20 protein-coding genes are annotated in these 18,076 nt (G+C 38.0%); 5 read left to right on the top strand and 15 right to left on the bottom strand.

Features of this window, described 5'->3' with window-relative positions; genetic code table 11:
- Positions 1 to 57: 57 nt before the first annotated feature.
- The 10 genes from AC6HVZ_RS13885 to AC6HVZ_RS13840 all read right to left on the bottom strand — a co-directional run bounded on the left by AC6HVZ_RS13885 (position 58) and on the right by AC6HVZ_RS13840 (position 9,899).
- Positions 58 to 882 carry an urease accessory protein UreD gene (locus AC6HVZ_RS13885; RefSeq protein ID WP_497558771.1) on the bottom strand — a complete coding sequence of 275 codons (825 nt, stop codon included), beginning with the start codon at positions 880 to 882 and terminating at the stop codon, positions 58 to 60.
- Positions 875 to 1,495, bottom strand: coding sequence for an urease accessory protein UreG (ureG, locus tag AC6HVZ_RS13880; RefSeq protein ID WP_497558770.1), 621 nt, complete (start codon positions 1,493 to 1,495; stop codon positions 875 to 877). The genes AC6HVZ_RS13885 and ureG overlap by 8 nt, the downstream gene beginning before the upstream one ends.
- 47 nt (positions 1,496 to 1,542) lie before the next feature.
- On the bottom strand, positions 1,543 to 2,229 hold the full coding sequence (locus AC6HVZ_RS13875; protein ID WP_497558769.1) for an urease accessory protein UreF: 687 nt from the start codon (positions 2,227 to 2,229) through the stop codon (positions 1,543 to 1,545).
- A complete protein-coding gene (ureE, locus tag AC6HVZ_RS13870) occupies positions 2,219 to 2,677 on the bottom strand; it encodes an urease accessory protein UreE (protein WP_497558768.1) in 459 nt (152 codons plus the stop codon). The genes AC6HVZ_RS13875 and ureE overlap by 11 nt, the downstream gene beginning before the upstream one ends.
- Positions 2,678 to 2,687: 10 nt before the next feature.
- On the bottom strand, positions 2,688 to 4,400 hold the full coding sequence (gene ureC, locus AC6HVZ_RS13865; RefSeq protein WP_497558767.1) for an urease subunit alpha: 1,713 nt from the start codon (positions 4,398 to 4,400) through the stop codon (positions 2,688 to 2,690).
- Entirely contained in the window at positions 4,397 to 4,720 is a 324-nt protein-coding gene (locus AC6HVZ_RS13860) for an urease subunit beta (RefSeq protein ID WP_497558766.1), read from the bottom strand. The genes ureC and AC6HVZ_RS13860 overlap by 4 nt, the downstream gene beginning before the upstream one ends.
- 24 nt (positions 4,721 to 4,744) lie before the next feature.
- Positions 4,745 to 5,047 (bottom strand): urease subunit gamma, encoded by a 303-nt coding sequence (locus AC6HVZ_RS13855; RefSeq protein ID WP_497558765.1) that lies wholly within the window; start codon positions 5,045 to 5,047, stop codon positions 4,745 to 4,747.
- An 895-nt stretch (positions 5,048 to 5,942) separates the two neighbouring features.
- Positions 5,943 to 7,772 (bottom strand): translational GTPase TypA, encoded by a 1,830-nt coding sequence (gene typA, locus AC6HVZ_RS13850; protein WP_497558764.1) that lies wholly within the window; start codon positions 7,770 to 7,772, stop codon positions 5,943 to 5,945.
- 97 nt (positions 7,773 to 7,869) lie between these two features.
- The gene (locus AC6HVZ_RS13845) at positions 7,870 to 9,213 is read right to left on the bottom strand and encodes a sensor histidine kinase (protein WP_497558763.1); all 1,344 of its coding nucleotides are present in this window, start codon (positions 9,211 to 9,213) and stop codon (positions 7,870 to 7,872) included.
- Positions 9,213 to 9,899, bottom strand: a complete 687-nt coding sequence (locus AC6HVZ_RS13840) for a response regulator transcription factor (protein ID WP_497558762.1) — start codon at positions 9,897 to 9,899, stop codon at positions 9,213 to 9,215. Before AC6HVZ_RS13840 ends, AC6HVZ_RS13845 begins: the two co-directional genes overlap by 1 nt.
- 93 nt (positions 9,900 to 9,992) lie before the next feature.
- Between AC6HVZ_RS13840 and AC6HVZ_RS13835 the strand changes: the two genes are divergently transcribed.
- The 3 genes from AC6HVZ_RS13835 to AC6HVZ_RS13825 all read left to right on the top strand — a co-directional run bounded on the left by AC6HVZ_RS13835 (position 9,993) and on the right by AC6HVZ_RS13825 (position 13,006).
- A complete protein-coding gene (locus AC6HVZ_RS13835) occupies positions 9,993 to 10,190 on the top strand; it encodes a hypothetical protein (RefSeq protein ID WP_497558761.1) in 198 nt (65 codons plus the stop codon).
- Between the two features lie 516 nt (positions 10,191 to 10,706).
- A complete protein-coding gene (locus AC6HVZ_RS13830; protein ID WP_497558760.1) occupies positions 10,707 to 12,035 on the top strand; it encodes a S1C family serine protease in 1,329 nt (442 codons plus the stop codon).
- Between the two features lie 200 nt (positions 12,036 to 12,235).
- Positions 12,236 to 13,006 (top strand): DUF6574 domain-containing protein, encoded by a 771-nt coding sequence (locus tag AC6HVZ_RS13825; protein ID WP_497558759.1) that lies wholly within the window; start codon positions 12,236 to 12,238, stop codon positions 13,004 to 13,006.
- A 220-nt stretch (positions 13,007 to 13,226) separates the two neighbouring features.
- On the opposite strand, the gene AC6HVZ_RS13820 is transcribed toward AC6HVZ_RS13825, so the two are convergent.
- Positions 13,227 to 13,439 carry a zinc ribbon domain-containing protein gene (locus AC6HVZ_RS13820; protein WP_497558826.1) on the bottom strand — a complete coding sequence of 71 codons (213 nt, stop codon included), beginning with the start codon at positions 13,437 to 13,439 and terminating at the stop codon, positions 13,227 to 13,229.
- A gap of 93 nt (positions 13,440 to 13,532) precedes the next feature.
- Complete coding sequence (locus AC6HVZ_RS13815) at positions 13,533 to 14,195, bottom strand: TraR/DksA C4-type zinc finger protein (protein ID WP_497558758.1); 663 nt, start codon at positions 14,193 to 14,195, stop codon at positions 13,533 to 13,535.
- 197 nt (positions 14,196 to 14,392) lie between these two features.
- Here AC6HVZ_RS13815 and AC6HVZ_RS13810 point away from each other — a divergent pair, with 197 nt between their 5' ends.
- Positions 14,393 to 15,268 carry an NAD(P)-dependent oxidoreductase gene (locus tag AC6HVZ_RS13810; protein ID WP_497558757.1) on the top strand — a complete coding sequence of 292 codons (876 nt, stop codon included), beginning with the start codon at positions 14,393 to 14,395 and terminating at the stop codon, positions 15,266 to 15,268.
- Positions 15,269 to 15,569: 301 nt separating this feature from the next.
- Here AC6HVZ_RS13810 and yxiS read toward each other — a convergent pair whose 3' ends face one another.
- From yxiS to AC6HVZ_RS13795, 3 genes are all read right to left on the bottom strand, one after another.
- Complete coding sequence (gene yxiS / locus AC6HVZ_RS13805; protein WP_497558756.1) at positions 15,570 to 15,869, bottom strand: protein YxiS; 300 nt, start codon at positions 15,867 to 15,869, stop codon at positions 15,570 to 15,572.
- A gap of 1 nt (position 15,870) precedes the next feature.
- A complete protein-coding gene (locus tag AC6HVZ_RS13800; protein WP_497558755.1) occupies positions 15,871 to 16,560 on the bottom strand; it encodes a class I SAM-dependent methyltransferase in 690 nt (229 codons plus the stop codon).
- A 284-nt stretch (positions 16,561 to 16,844) separates the two neighbouring features.
- Positions 16,845 to 17,042, bottom strand: a complete 198-nt coding sequence (locus AC6HVZ_RS13795) for a cold shock domain-containing protein (protein ID WP_095654600.1) — start codon at positions 17,040 to 17,042, stop codon at positions 16,845 to 16,847.
- A gap of 447 nt (positions 17,043 to 17,489) precedes the next feature.
- Here AC6HVZ_RS13795 and AC6HVZ_RS13790 point away from each other — a divergent pair, with 447 nt between their 5' ends.
- Positions 17,490 to 17,864, top strand: coding sequence for a hypothetical protein (locus AC6HVZ_RS13790; protein WP_497558754.1), 375 nt, complete (start codon positions 17,490 to 17,492; stop codon positions 17,862 to 17,864).
- Positions 17,865 to 18,076: the final 212 nt, after the last annotated feature.

Here is an 18,076-nt window from a genome sequence, read left to right as displayed (position 1 = left end):
ATTTCCTGATCAAAAATAGTGCCCGGCAATCATTTACGTTCGCCGGGCTCTAAACTATTAATATTTCCTTAGAAAACTCGGTTCTTTTTGAAACCATTTCAAACTTATTATATGATGTAATTCCTTAAATATTCGTTCAATTACCTGTGTGGAGTTAGCCATTACCCGAATCGCAAATCCTGCAGTAGCAAGCTCAGACAATCCTGCCTTACAAGCTTCTGTTTCCTGCTGGATCGCTTCATATAGTAGATCAAGTAACGCTGAATCAGCCTTCTCAGATACTACTATAAATGAGCCTAAATGTGTATATCCTTCCATCACACCAAGTCCATCCATTACCTGCTCTTTAGGATTTAATTTAACATGATCAAAAGCAACCAGCTCTTCATCCATATAAACCTCATTAATCAGACGTAGGAACTCATAGCTAAAGTGCTCTCCATCCGGTGACCATCCAGGTGTTAAAATATCAGAATAAAGCAGTGTTGCTCCTTTTTCCATATGAACGATATTCTTTTGGATATAACGAGCATTTTTATAGGCGATAAGTGGATCAGGCAGATATTCCAAGTAACTATCCTTTTTCAAGAAAAACTCTGTTTCCTGATATACTGGTATATTTGGTGTTTTATAAACCTTTGTTGCAGATTGTGTCGTAAGGGTTATTTTCGCTTTTTCATCTAGTGTTACTTTCATTCTATACGTATCACCATCTAAATACCCGCCACCCGGATTTAAAATATAGTAACTGGGGTGGTTGGAATGATGATGATAAACAGGGCGCATAATTTTAAATGCCCCTTGAAAATATACATTTTTAGTGACTGTTTTCCCCTGACGCTCCTCCGCATCAAGCTCAAGAATTCCCGTCCAATCAGACATCCTGCTCTAATCCTTTTAATAATACATGCGCTTTAATCCAATCAACCACTTGATCTATTCCAGTGTTGTCTTTCAGATTCGTAAATACAAAGGGCTTATTGCCGCGGAACACTTTTGTATCTGACGCCATTACTTCAAGGCTCGCACCGACATATGGAGCGAGATCAGTCTTATTGATGATGAAGAGATCCGATTTAATCATGCCTTGTCCGCCTTTACGCGGGATCTTTTCTCCTTGGGCAACGTCAATAATATAAATGGAAAAATCAACCAGTTCCGGACTAAAGGTCGCAGCTAAATTATCGCCACCACTTTCTACAAATATGAGTTCCAGATCAGGGTGTTTTTCCTCTAACTCTTCAATTGCAGCGAAGTTCATTGATGCATCCTCACGTATGGCGGTATGTGGGCATCCCCCAGTCTCCACCCCAATAATCCGATTATCAGGAAGTATTCCAGATCTCACCAATATCTTCGCATCTTCTTTTGTATAAATATCATTTGTAATGACCGCTATGCTCACTTCATCACTCAGTTCACGGGTCAGGTTTTCAACCAATTTTGTCTTGCCTGCACCAACAGGTCCACCAATACCAATTTTGATTGGTTCCATGCTAACACTTCCTTTTCTAAAAAATATGCTGCAGCTGACAGCTACTTTTACGACATAAATATTCGAATATTAACCCGCTCATGCTGCATCTGAGATAGTTCCAGTCCGGGCGAAACCACTCCAAACTCTTCTTCGTTCAGGTTTAAAATACGATTAACTGCTTCTGTTAATTTATCGTGAAATGTGAAAATAATCTTTTGGCCTGCTGTTTGGCCAAGGGGAATAGCACGCACTGCATTTTGAACAAGACTTACAATCGACGTATATAAATAGTATAAAATAGTAGTTTCTTTTTGCACTCCTAAAGAATGGCCAACCATGGTAAACGCAATCGCAGGATGCCCATACGAATTCTTTTGTTCAATACGTTCACGATACATGGTAAGCAGCGGAGTTTCATACAAGCTCTCGGAAATCTTAACCATTCGCTCCCCCATCCGTTTTGTACCGTCACGTGTTTCCTTCGGGAGATTCTGCACAGTTAACAAGCGATCCAGCTTCCATACTTTTTCCAGGTCATTTTCATCAAGCGCTTCATAAACCATTCTTGCAGCAAGCCCATCTGAATACACAAGCTGCTCATACAGATATACCTCCAGCCATTTGGAAAATGACTTCTGATCATAAACTATACCATCCTGGATATAGGTTTCTAGACCAAATGAATGGCTGAATGCACCGGTGGGAAAGTTCGAATCACATAGTTGGAATAAAGACATTACTTTAGGATCCATGACTATGCCCTCTATGCCGAAATGCCTGCTTTACTTTCCGCTCCTCCCGTTTGAAGGGGATTTTCAACTCCTGAAGTAATTCTTCCACAAGATAATCGTATTGTACAAGCATTTCGTTTTCTTCAAATTGTGCGGGAAGATGACGATTTCCCAACTGGTGTGCGATGGTTCCCATTTCCTGCAAACTTCTAGGACTTATGATCAACAAATCATCTGATAATACATCGACAATAATCATATTTTTATCGTCCATATAAAGTACATCTCCCGCTATTAAATCACGTGGCTCTTTTAAACGAATACCAAGCACCTGTCCATGATCCGTCTCCACTCGCTGTATGCGTTTTACGAGGTGAGCACTTTCCAGATATACTTTTTCTTTATGCCGCCTGTCCAATTCTCCCTGAGCTAAATTTTCAATATTTGTTACGACTTTTTCAATTATCATTCAACACACCTCAAAATAAGAAATAGCGTTGCCCCATTGATACTTTATCAACAGGATCACAATGTATCGACTCTCCGTTTACTTTCACTTCATACGTTTGTGGATCAACCTCAATTTCAGGCGTCTCTGTATTTAATTTCATGTCTTTTTTAGTTAAATTACGAATCCCACTAACCGTCCGAATATTTTTCTCTAATCCAAGCTTCTCATGAACCTTATCATCATAGGCTGCTTGCGAAATAAATGTAAACGAGCTTTGCGCCAATGCTTTTCCATAAGATGCATACATTGGTCGATAAATTACAGGCTGTGGTGTTGGAATAGATGCATTGGCATCCCCCATTAAGCTCTGAACTGCCATCCCGTTTTTAAGTATCATTTCCGGTTTTGCACCAAAGAATTTCGGATCCCATAAAACAAGATCTGCTACTTTTCCAACTTCAATGGAGCCAACATATTCTGAAATCCCGTGAGTAATAGCAGGATTAATCGTATACTTAGCAATATAACGTTTAGCACGATTATTATCTGCATACGTAGCGTCACCTGTCATCGTCCCTAATTGTTTCTTCATTTTATCAGCCGTTTGCCAGGTACGTAACACCACTTCCCCAATCCGTCCCATTGCTTGAGCATCAGAGCTTGTCATACTAAATACTCCCATATCCTGTAAAATATCCTCTGCTGCTATTGTTTCACTTCGAATACGTGAATCTGCAAATGCAATATCCTCTGGTACAGATGGATTTAAGTGATGACAAACCATCAACATATCAAGATGCTCATCAATCGTATTGATCGTATACGGCAATGTAGGGTTTGTTGAAGATGGCAATACATTCATCATTCCCGCAGATTTAATTAAATCTGGAGCATGTCCTCCACCTGCCCCTTCTGTATGATACATATGGATTACACGATCCTTCACCGCACGCATGGTATCTTCCATAAACCCAGCTTCATTCAATGTATCTGCATGAATAGCTACTTGAACATCATGTTTTTCTGCAACTCGTAGTGCATAATCTATTGCGGAAGGAGTAGCTCCCCAGTCCTCATGAATCTTCAAGCCAATCACACCAGCACGTACTTGTTCGATTAACGGCTCCTCTTTCGCAGCTTGTCCCTTTCCCGTTAAACCAATATTAATCGGGAGTCCATCTATAGCCTCAAGCATACGGTGGATGTTCCATTCACCGGGTGTAACAGTGGTAGCCTTTGATCCAGCGGCAGGGCCTGTGCCTCCCCCAATTAAAGTTGTTAATCCAGAAGTTAATGCCACATCTACTTGAGCTGGATTGATTAAGTGTACATGTGAATCAATCCCTCCAGCAGTAAGAATTTTACCTTCACCAGCAATCACTTCCGTTGAAGCACCAATAACAATATCGACATTATCCATAATAAGCGGGTTACCGCTTTTGCCTATTTTATAGATAAGCCCATCTCTGATAGCCACATCTGCTTTATAAATTCCAGTGTAATCAAGGATAACAACATTCGTAATCACGATATCGGGAACCCCTTCTCCACGAGTTGCAATCGGGTCTTGACCCATTCCATCACGAATGACTTTTCCCCCACCAAAAACTACTTCATCACCATAAGTGGTACAATCTTTTTCAATTTGAATAAATATATCGGTATCCGCTAAGCGAATCGAATCACCAGTAGTCGGTCCGTACATTTGCGAATATTGCTCTCTAGACATTTTAAAACTCATTTAATATCCCCGCTTTCTAGTGGTCCATCTACTTTATTATTAAATCCATATACCTTACGTTCCCCAGCAAAGTCGATTAATTCGATTTCTTTTTCATCCCCTGGTTCAAAGCGTACCGCTGCGCCTGCTGGAACATTCAGCCTTTTCCCATATGCTTCTTCACGGTTAAAATCTAGTGCCGCGTTCACTTCATAAAAGTGAAAATGCGATCCGACCTGTATTGGCCGGTCTCCAGTGTTGATTACTGTTGTATTGGAGCTTGTACGACCTGCATTACAAATAATTTCTTCATCACTTAATATATATTCTCCTGGAATCATCCTTCATTTCATTCCTTTCTTTTTTTAGCGAATAGGGTCATGTACGGTTACCAGCTTGGTTCCATCAGGGAAAGTAACTTCCACCTGTATGTCCTCAATCATTTCCGGGATCCCTTCCATCACATCATCTCTTGATAAAATAGTTGCCCCATACTCCATTAATTCAGCAACAGTCCTTCCATCCCTTGCACCTTCCATCAGCTCGTAAGTTATAAGCGCCATCGATTCAGGGTGATTTAATTTTAGACCTCTTTCTCTTCTTCGTTTAGCAAGGTCTGCAGCAACTACAATTAGAAGCTTGTCTGTTTCCCTCGGCAATAATTGCATGTGAATATCCTCCTCAAATAAGAATTTAAATATACAAGAAGCATTCCCAATTCTTTCGTTTTTGAAACGCATTGAGCCTGTTTTTTTGAATTTTTTAAAAATTATCATACGAGTCTAAATTATTACTTCTTTGACTGTCAATACATACCAACAGCTTGTGTGTAGTCTTTAGACTTCATGTAGGAATTTTTATAATCAGCTGCCCTCCTTTAATTTGTGAAATACATCACAATATATCCCGCTATTAAAACAGGTAGCATATTATGATATTTCATTTCTTACTAACTATTTCCTGCTTATAAAAGTTAATCAATGTGTCATCCATTTACAACATTATTCTGTTGATAAAGACGGTGGTTCTCCTGAACGACAGGTATAGGGGAAGTTCTCCTTTGCATTCGGTAGATTAACCGATGCGAAAAGAGGTTAGGTTAACTATCAAGTATCCTGATGCATTTTGGAATAGAATATTCTAAGTAATCTCCTTAAAAACTCTTACAATATGGGAATGCAGATACATGGCGTTTTCTTCGGGGGCGAAAAAAACGTTATGTTAATTTAATGGAAATTGACTGAAGATAATCCAAATTAATATAGATGATTTGATAATTCTACCCTATTTTACATATTATTCGGGGGAAATCAAGCATTACACACTTTTTTATTTAGAATTTAATTCAAAGGTTTATAAAAGAAGGCCAGATAGGCACAGATGAGATTATAAAAACACGATTCTGACTGAATGTAACACTATTTAAACCGGAGAAATCGGGATTTAAACCGGAGAAATCGCATATTTTGCTGAAACCAGATTCTGATCGAATAAAGAATGAAATTCCAGCTTTCAATATATTTAAAAAGAAGCACGGAATTCTAGTCCCATGCTTCTTCCAGTTTAACCTAATTTAGACTTTTTCGTTGCTTTTTCTCGTTCACTTTTGTTCAATATTTTCTTCCGCAAACGAATGGATTCCGGTGTTACTTCACAGTATTCATCATCATCCAGGTATTCGATTGCTTCTTCTAATGACATATTTCTTGTTTTTCGAATGGTTGCCGTTTGATCTTTCGTTGCTGAGCGAACATTCGTTAGATGCTTTTCCTTTGTAATATTAACCGTTAAATCATTCTCACGGTTATGCTCACCGACGATCATTCCGGCATATATTTCGGTTCCCGGTTCAACGAAGATTACGCCACGGTCTTCCAGCTGCATAATTCCATACGTGGATGCTCTACCATTTTCCAACCCTACGAGCACACCTTCCCGTCTGCCACCAACCTGTCCTTTTACAACTGGTTCGTAAGCATCAAAGGTATGATTTATAATCCCATAACCATGTGTTTGTGTCATAAACTCAGTTGAATATCCAAGCAATCCTCTTGACGGCACTTTAAATTCCAGACGAACCTGTCCATTTCCCTGGTTTACCATATCAAGCATTTCGCCTTTTCGCACGCCAAGGGATTCCATAACCGGACCAGTGTATTCTTCGGGTACATCAATTTGCACACGTTCCATCGGCTCACATTTTTGACCATCAATTTCTTTAATAATAACCTTTGGCTTAGAAAGCTGTAATTCAAAACCTTCTCTACGCATATTCTCAATCAAAATGGACAAATGTAATTCCCCACGTCCGGAAACAACCCAGGCATCCGGTGAATCAGTTGGATCAACACGTAGACTGACATCCGTTTCCAGCTGTTTCAGTAATCGTTCTTCAATTCGTCTTGATGTGATATAGTTACCTTCTTTACCTGCAAACGGACTATTATTGACAACAAACGTCATTTGCAATGTTGGCTCATCAATTCGCAACAATGGTAAGGCTTCCGGATGATCCTGCGGGCAGATTGTTTCGCCAATATTTAAATCATCCAACCCCGAAATGGCAACAATGTCCCCTGCTTTCGCCTTCTGAATCTCCATCCGTTTTAGACCTTTGAAGCCAAAAAGCTTACTGATGCGAAATGACTTTTGTGTTCCGTCTTTTTTCAACACAACTACCTGCTGTCCAACCATAATCGTTCCCCGGACAACCCGGCCGATTCCGATACGACCAACATAGTCGTTATAATCAAGCAATGTAACCTGGAATTGCAGCGGTTCATCCTGATTATCTACTGGCGCAGGAATATGCTCCAAAATAGTATTAAAAATTGGATCCATTGTTTCCTGCTGATCTTCTGGCTCTAATCCAGATGTTCCATTTAAAGCAGATGCATACACCACCGGAAATTCAAGCTGGTCATCATCTGCCCCAAGCTCAATAAATAAATCCAGAACTTCATCAATAACTTCTGTCGGCCGCACATTTGGGCGATCAATTTTATTTAAAACAACAATTGGTGTCAATTTTTGTTCCAATGCTTTTTTCAATACAAAGCGAGTTTGTGGCATCGTTCCTTCATATGCATCCACAACTAATGCAACACCATCAACCATTTTCATAATACGTTCCACTTCACCACCGAAATCGGCATGTCCTGGTGTATCTAGAATATTGATGGATGTATCTTTATATTTAACTGCTGTATTTTTCGCTAAAATTGTAATTCCACGTTCTCTTTCAATATCACCAGAGTCCATTGCCCGTTCATTTACTTGTTCGTTCTCCCGAAACGTTCCTGAGTATTTCAACAGCTGATCCACAAGGGTTGTTTTACCATGGTCAACGTGGGCAATTATGGCAATATTACGAATATCCTCTCTTAATTGCATAAACTATAGCTCCTCTTTAATACGGAATGAAAACCATATAATTATATCATAATAAGTATCTAATTCACTACTTTTTTCATCATTTTTTTCAGAAACTCTAATTTTTAACTATATTCATGAAGGTAATTTCAAATTTTGCACCACCAAGCTCGGAACTGCCAACGGTTATTTTTCCGCCAGATCGCTCGATAATTGCACGTGCAATGGCTAGTCCTAGACCAGTTTCCCCATTCTTACCTTTTACAAACCGGTGGAAAATATGCGGGATTAATTCTTCCGGAACACCATCTCCATCGTCTTCAACCATAATTGTAATTACCCTATGGGTTTGAAAAACACGAATACTGACCTGGCTCCTGGCATGGCGAATGCCGTTAAAGGTCAAATTCAATAATGCCCGTAATACTTTTTCTTTATCAGCAACTAGATTAATATCACCATCCACCTGATGATTAAGATCTATGTCTCGTTCATTTATAAATGGTAGTGTCCGATCAACCACTTGATCAACAAGCGATAAAGCATTAATATTCTCAGGCTGATAAGCGTCATCTTCACTATCCAGCTTAGCCAATAAAATCATTTCATTTATAATTACCTTAAGACGCTTCACTTCCGAAACCATTACTTCCAGTCCTTTTTCTTTGTCTTTTTCATCAAATATGTTATCCTTTATCCCCTCTGCATAGCCTTGTATCGTCATTAATGGTGTTTTTAATTCATGGCTCGCATTTTGGAAAAAGGTTTGCTGGGAATTCATATAGCGTTGTAATTCCTGTGCCATTTCGTACACACTTTGTTCGACTTCTTTGATTTCTCCGGTTGCTTTAATTCGCTCTATATCATCAAATTTCCTTTTTTCGATTTTCTTTAATTGTCTTTTTAATTGAGAAAGCGGGGTAACTAATTTATTTGTTAAGAAATAACTTAACAATACTGCAGCCGCTGCCCCAAACAGAAAAACGACAAACAAGCGGAGGAAAAAATTTTGCTGAACAATTTGCAAATCATTCATTGGCGTTAGTAAGATCAACTCTAGACCTGTACTCTCCGGATATACCAATATTCTCGAAGTGACATATTTATCATTTCCATATTCCCAAAGGTATTCATTTTCAGCAGAAAAGTCATTGCTTTGAAAAAATCCATTAGCCACAATACTGGACATTGTGGAGAAGAAAACAGCATCCTGATTTCTATCATACAAAAATAATTGTAAATCCTGGTCTTGCAGGAAGTTGCTAAATTCCTGAATATCCAATCTTGCTCCATATTGTTCATTTAACACGTCTACAAGAATATCACCTTTTTGTTTCAATTGTCTTTGTTCATCCTGAATGAGCATGTCTAAAATTAAAGAATAGATGACATAACCAGTGACAGCCATAATAACAAGCAGCAAAGTTGTAAATGCAGCATTTAATTGTGATTGAAGTCTCATTATGTACCCTCATTACTACGAAAACGATATCCGAAGCCCCAAACCGTTTCCAGTGGAATATCCACAATTTTTTTTCTGATCCTTTTTATTAAGTCATCCACTGCCCTATCACTTCCAAAATAATCTTGTCCCCACACTTTTACTAATAACTCTTCTCTTGAAAATGCTCTATTCGGGTTTTCTGCAAATAGCAAGAGCATATCAAACTCCTTCGTTGTTACTTCCTGTTCCTGACCGTCCCAAAATACCCGCCTATCATCTTTGTAAATGAGTAAATGATCAATCTTTGTTTTATCTTGAGACTCCATTGATTCTTTTACTGGTCGTGCCCGTTTAAACAACCGCTTTACACGTGCAATTAATTCTCTTGGACTAAATGGTTTCGTCAAGTAATCATCACCACCTAATTCAAGACCGAGAATCTTATCTATTTCATCATCCTTCGCAGAAATGATGATAATCGGCACATCACTTTCATTACGTACCTTCCTGCAAAACTCATATCCATCCATCCCCGGAAGCATGATGTCCAGTATCCACATATCTGGCGGATCGGTTTCCCATAGATCCCACGCCTTTTCCGCAGACTCTAATACAGTTACTTCAAAACCTTCTTTTTTTAAATATGCAGAAACTATATTTTGGATATTTCGATCGTCCTCTACGACCCCAATATAATAACTCATCATCATAATCTCCTTCTTTTTTCGACTGATTATAACCGCATGTTCAAAAAACGCTAAAGCGTCTTTCTAGAGGTCAAAAATCAGAAGTCGGATTTGAAGAAATCGGCAAAAGAACCGATTTCGTTTATGCTTTCTTACTTCTTCAAAAAGCACCGAAAAGCTCGAGGCGACGTAGCTCCCGTACCGGAACATATGCGGTTAAACGCAGGCAATTATTATCGCACGCAGGAAAAGTATTTTTCTTTTCCAATGGAGCAAAAAGCAAGCCAAATAACTTCTCGCATGACATAGTGACTTCTCCGTTCGACACAATGGCTTTCAGTGGTGAAAACTTAAGCGCAGTTCCTGGACGTGTCGGTATTTAGTAGAAGTTCCCTTACGATGTGTCATTTTTACTGGAATGTTTTACATCCTCTTATAACTCTTATTTTATCATAAAGAGAAGCTTCATTCAGTTGAACATATGTTTGATAATTCTTTAGAAAACTTAGCATAATGCCAATCCCTAGTTGCATTGATACTGACTTCCTAGAAAAGGTATACTTTTGTACCATTGTAAATAAAAGCCATTTACACATTTATTCCACATTTATCCCAAATCAATCCCAAACTGCCTGTTTATAATGTAATTGTACAGCGATACTTCACTCCTTTAGAAGAACTATTTCTGATGGATAGAAGCTTTTGCTTATCAGGTTTTTTTACGGGACGTACCCACAAGGAGACCCCCTCATTTCCCCTTGATGCCTTGTGGTGTACTTATTGCCCGTTAACCTTTTTTAATAACATTACGAAAGGGTGAAAAAAATGGAAAATAATGATGAAAAACAATCACTTAATCATACAAATGAAAATACGTCTGACTCGGTTGAAGAAGAGCAAATGGATACCTTACAACTCTCAGATGCAGGTTTGGAAGAAGAACAACAAAAAAATACATTAAATAACGAATCATCAAATGCAGATACAGTAAAAAGTGAAACCAAAAAAAAGCAATCAGGTGTTAGCGTACTTTTCGGAGGAATTGTCGGAGGGATTATTTCAGCCGTTATTGTCGTTTTGCTTTTTACCAGCAATATTATTCCATTAGATAGTTCAAACAATGTTAGTTCTCAGGGCTCATCAGAAGGTAATACACCCGACATTGTAAAAACACTTTCCACAGAAGATGCTGATATTTCTACAAATATAGAAGAAACGTCGGAAGCTGTAGTTGGGGTTACGAATCTTCAAAAACAAAACGTCTGGACACAAAGCGAGGAAGCTGGTACCGGATCTGGAATTATCTATAAGAAGGAAAACGGAAAAGCTTATGTCGTAACAAACCAACATGTAGTTGAAGGCGCACAAGAAGTGGAAATCGTGTTAAACAATGACGAAAGAGTTAAGGCAACGGTATTAGGAACAGATAAATTAACAGATTTAGCTGTATTAGAAGTTGCTGGTGACAAAATAGATACCGTGGCCAACATTGGGTCATCTGAAGATCTAATCGTAGGGGAATCAGTAATCGCAATCGGTAATCCTCTAGGAATGAACTTCGCCAACACTGTTACAAAAGGTATTATTAGTGGATTAAATCGCTCTGTTAGCATCGACACAAATGGGGACAGACAGCCAGATTGGGTAACGGAAGTAATCCAAACTGACGCTGCCATCAACCCCGGTAATAGTGGTGGGGCATTAGTTAATAGTAATGGTGAAGTAATTGGAATTAATTCCATGAAGATAGCAATGCAGGAGGTGGAAGGAATTGGCTTTGCTATTCCGATGGATTCAGCTTTACCAATCATGGAACAGCTTGAAACAAGTGGGGAAATTGAGCGACCACTCATCGGAATAAGTACAGCTTCTCTAAATCAGGTACCACCACAATATCGTAGTGAAATCAGCTTACCGGAAGAGGTTAAAGGTGGTATGGTTATCGCAGATGTTCAATCAGGTTCCGCAGCAGAAGCGGCAGGACTTCAGCAATTTGATGTAATTACAAAAATCAACGGCAATGAAATAACATCCATTTTGGAATTACGAAAATTTTTGTATTCCGAAACTGCCATTGGTGACACGATTGAAATAGAATTTTACCGTGATGGTAATGCACAAACAGCAGATCTGGAATTACAGGCTAGGGAATAATTTCAGGAGAAGGGTAAAAAATACCCTTCTATTTTTTTGACTCTATAGATATACTTAACTGGAGATACCTTCCAAATTATTTAAAAAACTTTTCTGCAAAAAAACAAGGATTTTCAAATAATTTGTCGAAAGTATCTTTAACTACGTATGGATAATATTAAAAATAGTATTATCCAAAATAATATAGAGGAAGTGATTATATGCATTGTCCTAATTGCGGACAACAAACCGAACCGGGCAAATTTTGCACTAGTTGCGGAGCACAATTAACACAGGAGGAGACAGCAGCTGCTTCAGATCCGACTGGTAACGTCGGAGAACCAGCATCCCCTCCATCGGAAAGTGAAGCTTTCACATCAGCGCAACAAAATCCTACGATGGAAAACTTAAAAAAAGAGGCATCTAATTTTGGAAACTACTTCATCAGGCTGTTGAAAAGCCCTGACGACGGTCAAAAGATGACTGGTAATGAACTTATTTCAGGAATAATTTCAATGGTTGTTTATTCTTTACTGATTGCACTCGGAGGATACCTTATTGCAAATCAGCTACCATTTGCACGCATTTCGTTCCTTGATGGCTTTATCATTCCTTTTCTTCAATTTATTATCTTGTTTGCCGTTTTAATTGCACTCACCTTTGCAGGTACCAAGCTTGCGGCGCATTTTTTCACATTCAAAGATGTAATTGCCAAATTCGGAGCTTACACTATTCCATTTCTAGTTTTGGCTGTAATTGGAGCTTTGCTCGGATTAATTGGTCTTTCTTTTGCAGGAATAATTGTTATTTTAGGTTTAATTGGAACTATATTAATTATACCTACTTTCATTATCCTTGAGCAACCAGCAAATGGATTTGACCGTATTTATGTGTTACTTGGAATATATATCATTTCTATATTCATATCCGGATTCCTTATTGAAAATATGATAGGAATGTTTATGGGTGGCATTTTTGATAATATGTTTTAAGAGGACGGCAGTTACACCGTCCCAATTAGTAAGGCGCCACAGCGGGCGTTCTTTGCGAGCGAGGAAGCTCGAGTATGCTTAAAGCGTAGTGTATTTACGTAGCGGCATTGAAAGAAAGGTTCATCTATTATGTCGCACTTTATAGAAATACCGAGGAACGAAATATACCGGCTGTCCTAAAAGAGTTGTATACCCTTCCTGGGCAGTCGGTATTTTAAGTTTACCCGAAAAATAAATCAAATATATTACTTCCCGTCGAGCTATCCTTATTATAGAACTCGGAATAACCACAGTTTTTACAAAAAACGACAATAAATTGGTTTTTCTGCACATCAAACATTTTCGATAAGCCAGTTCCAGTCATTGCAACTTCTTTGGAATCAGCTTTTGTACTGCCACATTTTATACAGCCACTGTTTTCATTCACGTCCATCCCTCCTGGTCTTATATTACGAAACAAATACCAAAATAGTTTCATACCACCAGGAATTTTAATCGTGAATTTCAAGTTAATTCCTTAGGCTATTTAATCATCTTCTAACTCATCTTCATATTTATTATGATTTGGTGCAACACCGTTATACTTCCCATTCATATCTGCAGCTAAAAAACTTTCTATATCTTCAGCAACACCTACATTTTCATCACTGTTTGGATACATTTCATCATAATTATCACGGTCGCCATAAAAGTCTGATGGGGTCTCGGACGTTCCATAGCGGCTTACTTCCTGCCATGCATCCTCCGCATCATAGCCTACCTGTTCTTCATCTGGATTTATATTTGGACTAAATATCTCTTCTTCGATTGTACGACCCGCTTCAAATATAGTATCACTAGCATGATCAATGCAGCGATCGGAAGTCGGCATTGCCGCTAACCGTTCGTAAGGGATGTCTGTTCCACATTTACTACAAATTCCATAAGTTCCCTCTTCAATGGCATGTAGCGCTTTATTAATTTCTTCCAGTTCCTTCTCTGCATGTTCATTTAATGCGACATCCTTTTCTCTTTCAAATAACTCTGTTCCGTGATCTGCTGGATGGTTATCGTAATTCGACAACTCTCCGATCGATTCTTTAGCGAACTCCTCTGATAAATCAAAATGATCCTGTACTCGATCGATTAGTTCTGTCTGACGCTCTAATAAAGCAGATTTACACCGGGATAGTTGCTCGTTCGTAATCATTTTAAGGTCAACCTCCAATATGTTTCAATGTGTACCTATACTATGTGTAATAGCCAATATATGATTCTTTATTTCCCCTCCCAAATCATGTCAATATGGGGAATCTCATCCTTCTTAGTATATTTTTTTAAAAAAGTTAAAAGGATTAAACAATGGTACTGTCGAAATGAATATAGGGAGAAGGGAGTTTTGAAACAATGCTTACAAAAAACGCAAAGATAGGCTTCATCGGAACTGGTGTCATGGGAAAAAGCATGGCACAGAATTTGCAAAACGCAGGTTATCCAATAACAATTTTTACTCGGACAAAGGAAAAGGCAAGAAGTCTGATACAAGATGGAGCAGAATGGAAAAACACGATTGCTGATGTAGCACAATCCGTTGATATTATCATTACAATGGTAGGTTATCCAACAGATGTGGAGGAAATTTATTTTGGAAAAGGGGGCATACTTGAAACTACGAAGCCGGGTACTTACGTCATTGATATGACAACATCTAAACCATCACTGGCAGTGGAAATTGATCAGCAGGCAAAGGATAAAAATATTCATGCACTGGATGCACCTGTTTCAGGTGGTGATATTGGAGCAAAAAGTGGCAAATTAGCAATTATGGCAGGTGGTGACAGTCAATCATTTGAAGCGATTTTGCCAATACTTAAAATCATTGGAGAGAATATTATATTACAGGGAGGTGCAGGTGCCGGTCAGCATACCAAACTAGCTAATCAAATAACCATTGCTTCTAATATGGTTGGCGTTTGCGAAGCAATTATGTATGCTAAAAATGCCGGACTAAATCCTGAGCTTGTCTTAGAAAGTATTACTACTGGCGCTGCCGGAAGCTGGTCCTTATCGAATCTTGCACCACGAATGATCAAAGGCGATTATGCGCCGGGCTTTTATGTGAAACATTTTATTAAGGATATGACGATTGCACTGGAATCTGCACAAGAGATGGGATTATTGACTCCCGGCCTTTCCCTTTCTTTGAAGCTTTATAAAGAGCTTGAAAAAAAAGGAGAAGCTGACAGTGGAACACAGGCATTAATCAAGCTTTTTGAGAAATAAAAATGCGCGTAAAAGCGGAAGTTGAATTAAGTACATCACACTGGCTGGGAAGCTCCTGTGAGAAATGAAAGTTGAGAGATAATTATAGAAAGTTGAGAGAGATTTGGTATAAGTTGAGAGAAAACAAAGAAATCTACGTTTGTCTCTCAACTTTGCAGATTCTTCTCTCAACTTTGCAGATTCTTCTCTCAACTTTGCAGATTCTTCTCTCAACTATTTGCACTTATCTCTCAACTTTGCTAAATCTCAGCACACCGCTATAAAATTCCATTTCACGCTATCAGAATATCAGAAAAATAAATTATTTATTCCGGTCTTCTATCATTTCCTGAACAATAAATGCCAAATCATCATTCCCAAAAAGCTGAAGTACTTGGAGAATCATCTGATCAGGGATTTCATCTGATTCCTTTTTCGGCACAGTTAATTCCAGTGCTTCTGTTAAAGTACTGTTCTTCGATTGCCCAGGATAAGCATGTTCATATACCGCCACTGGATCCAGATCATTGTTGATACACCATTGTGCATAAATGAGTACCATCATTTTCTCGTCTTGCTGATAGCTTTCAATTACCCGTTTTTCCATTTCATTTTTATCCAATTCATTCACCAACTTTTTGCAGCATAAATACCCACATAAATGATAAGGACTGTTTTAATTCTACTGGTAATCCATTATAATGCTGTTCCTTTACACCTTGTTTATAAACACCAAAACCATCGAGATAACTTAAATTACTTTCTGAAGCCAGCTTACCAAACTCCCATGGCATCATCGTATTGCAAATAAAATTTCCACCAGATAACCGTGGATAACTATTTGTTCTTGGTCCTGCTGTTGGGCCCAGTAATCCTATACAAAGCAGCCCATTCTTTTTCACAACACGCCGTAGCTCCCTTAGGGCCACAAGTGGATCTTTCGTCCATTCAAGCACATTTATAGACATCACACCATCAAAATGACCCCTTTCAAATGGCAGCTCTGATATATCTCCCTGGAGAAAGGAAATAGGCTGATTCTGTAGTTGCTTTTTTGCAAGGGCGACCATTTCACCAGAAAGGTCAATCCCTGTAACATCATAACCTGAGTCATATAATTTATAGGAGCCATATCCATCTCCACAGCCTACATCCAAAATCCTGCTACCCTTGTTTAAATGTTTTGCAATGAAAGGGATAATTTCCTTTCTGCTTCCATTATCCCACATCGCTTTGCTTTTTTGCTTCCAAATATCTGCCTGCTTATCCCATTGGGTCTCGGCTTCCTTTTTCCAATTGAACAGTGTTGCCATGATAATCTCCTCCAACAAATTAGAAAACTTGGTTATCACCAAGTCCTTAGGTGACAGCACAAATCCTGCACTTATGCAGTAATAAAGTATGTTCTGCTTTCTTAACTGCCAAGCTACTTAACCATTTCTACATTTGGAATGAAAATCCTTTTTGTAGTGGCCAATTTCTTTATTGGCTTGTTTCTGCACTACCTCGAACTTCTCGATCTTTGTATCCTCTTTTAAATCCTCTTAATAACAAAAAAAGGCTTACCTCAAATGAGATAAACCTTTTAAATCATCTATTATAGACGAGTTACATTAGCTGCTTGTGGTCCACGGTTACCTTCTACGATTTCAAATTCAACATCTTGACCTTCTTCAAGCGTTTTGAAACCTTCAGATTGGATAGCTGAGAAGTGTACGAATACATCGTCTCCATCTTCACGCTCGATGAAACCGAAACCTTTTTCTGCGTTAAACCATTTTACTTTACCAGTCATTAAAATGACCTCCTTATACAAATATCGTGCAAAGTATAATTGAATCCAAATACTTTTACACCACTTTGATAAAGAGATCGTAAAGTATTATTCAAACTTCAATTTCCTTTTGCTTCTTTAACTTTAACCTTTTATGAATTAAAATGCAAGTAATTCGGGATTTATTTTTAGTAAGAAATTATTTAGATCAAAAAATAGGATTTTTCAAGAGATAGGAAAGTGTAGAATTTCACTACTTATTTGGAAAATGTTTTGTTAAAGAAATCAGTCATTTCGCCATTTTCTACCAATCCAATCTCTCATCTCTTGCCTCTTGAAAGACGCTTTAGCGTTTTTCTAATCTGACCTAATGGTTTGTTGATGATTTTGAATTTCCTCATACCTGCGTTTCTGACGGTATCCATAAGTTATATCCCTTACCAATACTCAAAAAGCCCCTTACAAAATGTGAAGGGCTTTTTCTATTTCAACAGGGTATCCATCAACCAAAAGACAATACTAGGGTATATAGCGATTATTATAAATGAAATTATTGCATCCTTATTTGCAAAAACAGGAAATCCTCCACCTATAAGAATACTGATTAACAATACAATTAACGTTCCACATAAAGGATATAAAATAAATCGTATTACATTTCTAAAATTTGTGTTCTGTATGATTGATGTTAGTTTATTAATACCTATTGATATTGGAATTCCAACAAGGAAGGCAATAGGAGCTGCAAATAATAAAGAAATATTTACAGAAAAAATCACTAGTTCAGAAACAAATTTAAATATACTTGTATTAATTACTTCATTTTCGGTTTTCAGATTCTGATAACAATACAAATAAAAAACCTGTATTCAATGATGTAACCAATGCTGCTAAAAGCTTTCTACTAGGTATCTTTTTCATTATTAATACTCCCCCTGCGCATTAGTTCTAAGTTAAATATTATTAATTAAAACTTTACAATGTTACTACTTGACAGTAAAAAGTTCCTCGTAACGATAGAAAATAATATTTTACATATCAAACTAAACCTTGTT

It is taken from the genome of Oceanobacillus sp. NCCP-135 (genome assembly GCF_059698015.1).
The sequence above is the reverse complement of the archived record's forward strand: the minus strand, read 5'-3'. Positions and strand labels throughout refer to the sequence as shown.

Coding starts and splice junctions, on each gene's coding strand:
- AC6HVZ_RS13795 (WP_095654600.1), bottom strand. CDS start 17,042: ATGACTGGTAAAGTAAAATGGTTTAACGCAGAAAAAGGTTTCGGTTTC.
- ureE (WP_497558768.1), bottom strand. CDS start 2,677: ATGATAATTGAAAAAGTCGTAACAAATATTGAAAATTTAGCTCAGGGA.
- AC6HVZ_RS13830 (WP_497558760.1), top strand. CDS start 10,707: ATGGAAAATAATGATGAAAAACAATCACTTAATCATACAAATGAAAAT.
- ureC (WP_497558767.1), bottom strand. CDS start 4,400: ATGAGTTTTAAAATGTCTAGAGAGCAATATTCGCAAATGTACGGACCG.
- AC6HVZ_RS13810 (WP_497558757.1), top strand. CDS start 14,393: ATGCTTACAAAAAACGCAAAGATAGGCTTCATCGGAACTGGTGTCATG.
- AC6HVZ_RS13840 (WP_497558762.1), bottom strand. CDS start 9,899: ATGAGTTATTATATTGGGGTCGTAGAGGACGATCGAAATATCCAAAAT.
- AC6HVZ_RS13855 (WP_497558765.1), bottom strand. CDS start 5,047: ATGCAATTATTGCCGAGGGAAACAGACAAGCTTCTAATTGTAGTTGCT.
- AC6HVZ_RS13815 (WP_497558758.1), bottom strand. CDS start 14,195: ATGATTACGAACGAGCAACTATCCCGGTGTAAATCTGCTTTATTAGAG.
- typA (WP_497558764.1), bottom strand. CDS start 7,772: ATGCAATTAAGAGAGGATATTCGTAATATTGCCATAATTGCCCACGTT.
- AC6HVZ_RS13860 (WP_497558766.1), bottom strand. CDS start 4,720: ATGATTCCAGGAGAATATATATTAAGTGATGAAGAAATTATTTGTAAT.
- AC6HVZ_RS13845 (WP_497558763.1), bottom strand. CDS start 9,213: ATGAGACTTCAATCACAATTAAATGCTGCATTTACAACTTTGCTGCTT.
- AC6HVZ_RS13800 (WP_497558755.1), bottom strand. CDS start 16,560: ATGGCAACACTGTTCAATTGGAAAAAGGAAGCCGAGACCCAATGGGAT.
- ureG (WP_497558770.1), bottom strand. CDS start 1,495: ATGGAACCAATCAAAATTGGTATTGGTGGACCTGTTGGTGCAGGCAAG.
- AC6HVZ_RS13885 (WP_497558771.1), bottom strand. CDS start 882: ATGTCTGATTGGACGGGAATTCTTGAGCTTGATGCGGAGGAGCGTCAG.
- AC6HVZ_RS13875 (WP_497558769.1), bottom strand. CDS start 2,229: ATGGATCCTAAAGTAATGTCTTTATTCCAACTATGTGATTCGAACTTT.
- AC6HVZ_RS13825 (WP_497558759.1), top strand. CDS start 12,236: ATGCATTGTCCTAATTGCGGACAACAAACCGAACCGGGCAAATTTTGC.
- AC6HVZ_RS13820 (WP_497558826.1), bottom strand. CDS start 13,439: ATGGACGTGAATGAAAACAGTGGCTGTATAAAATGTGGCAGTACAAAA.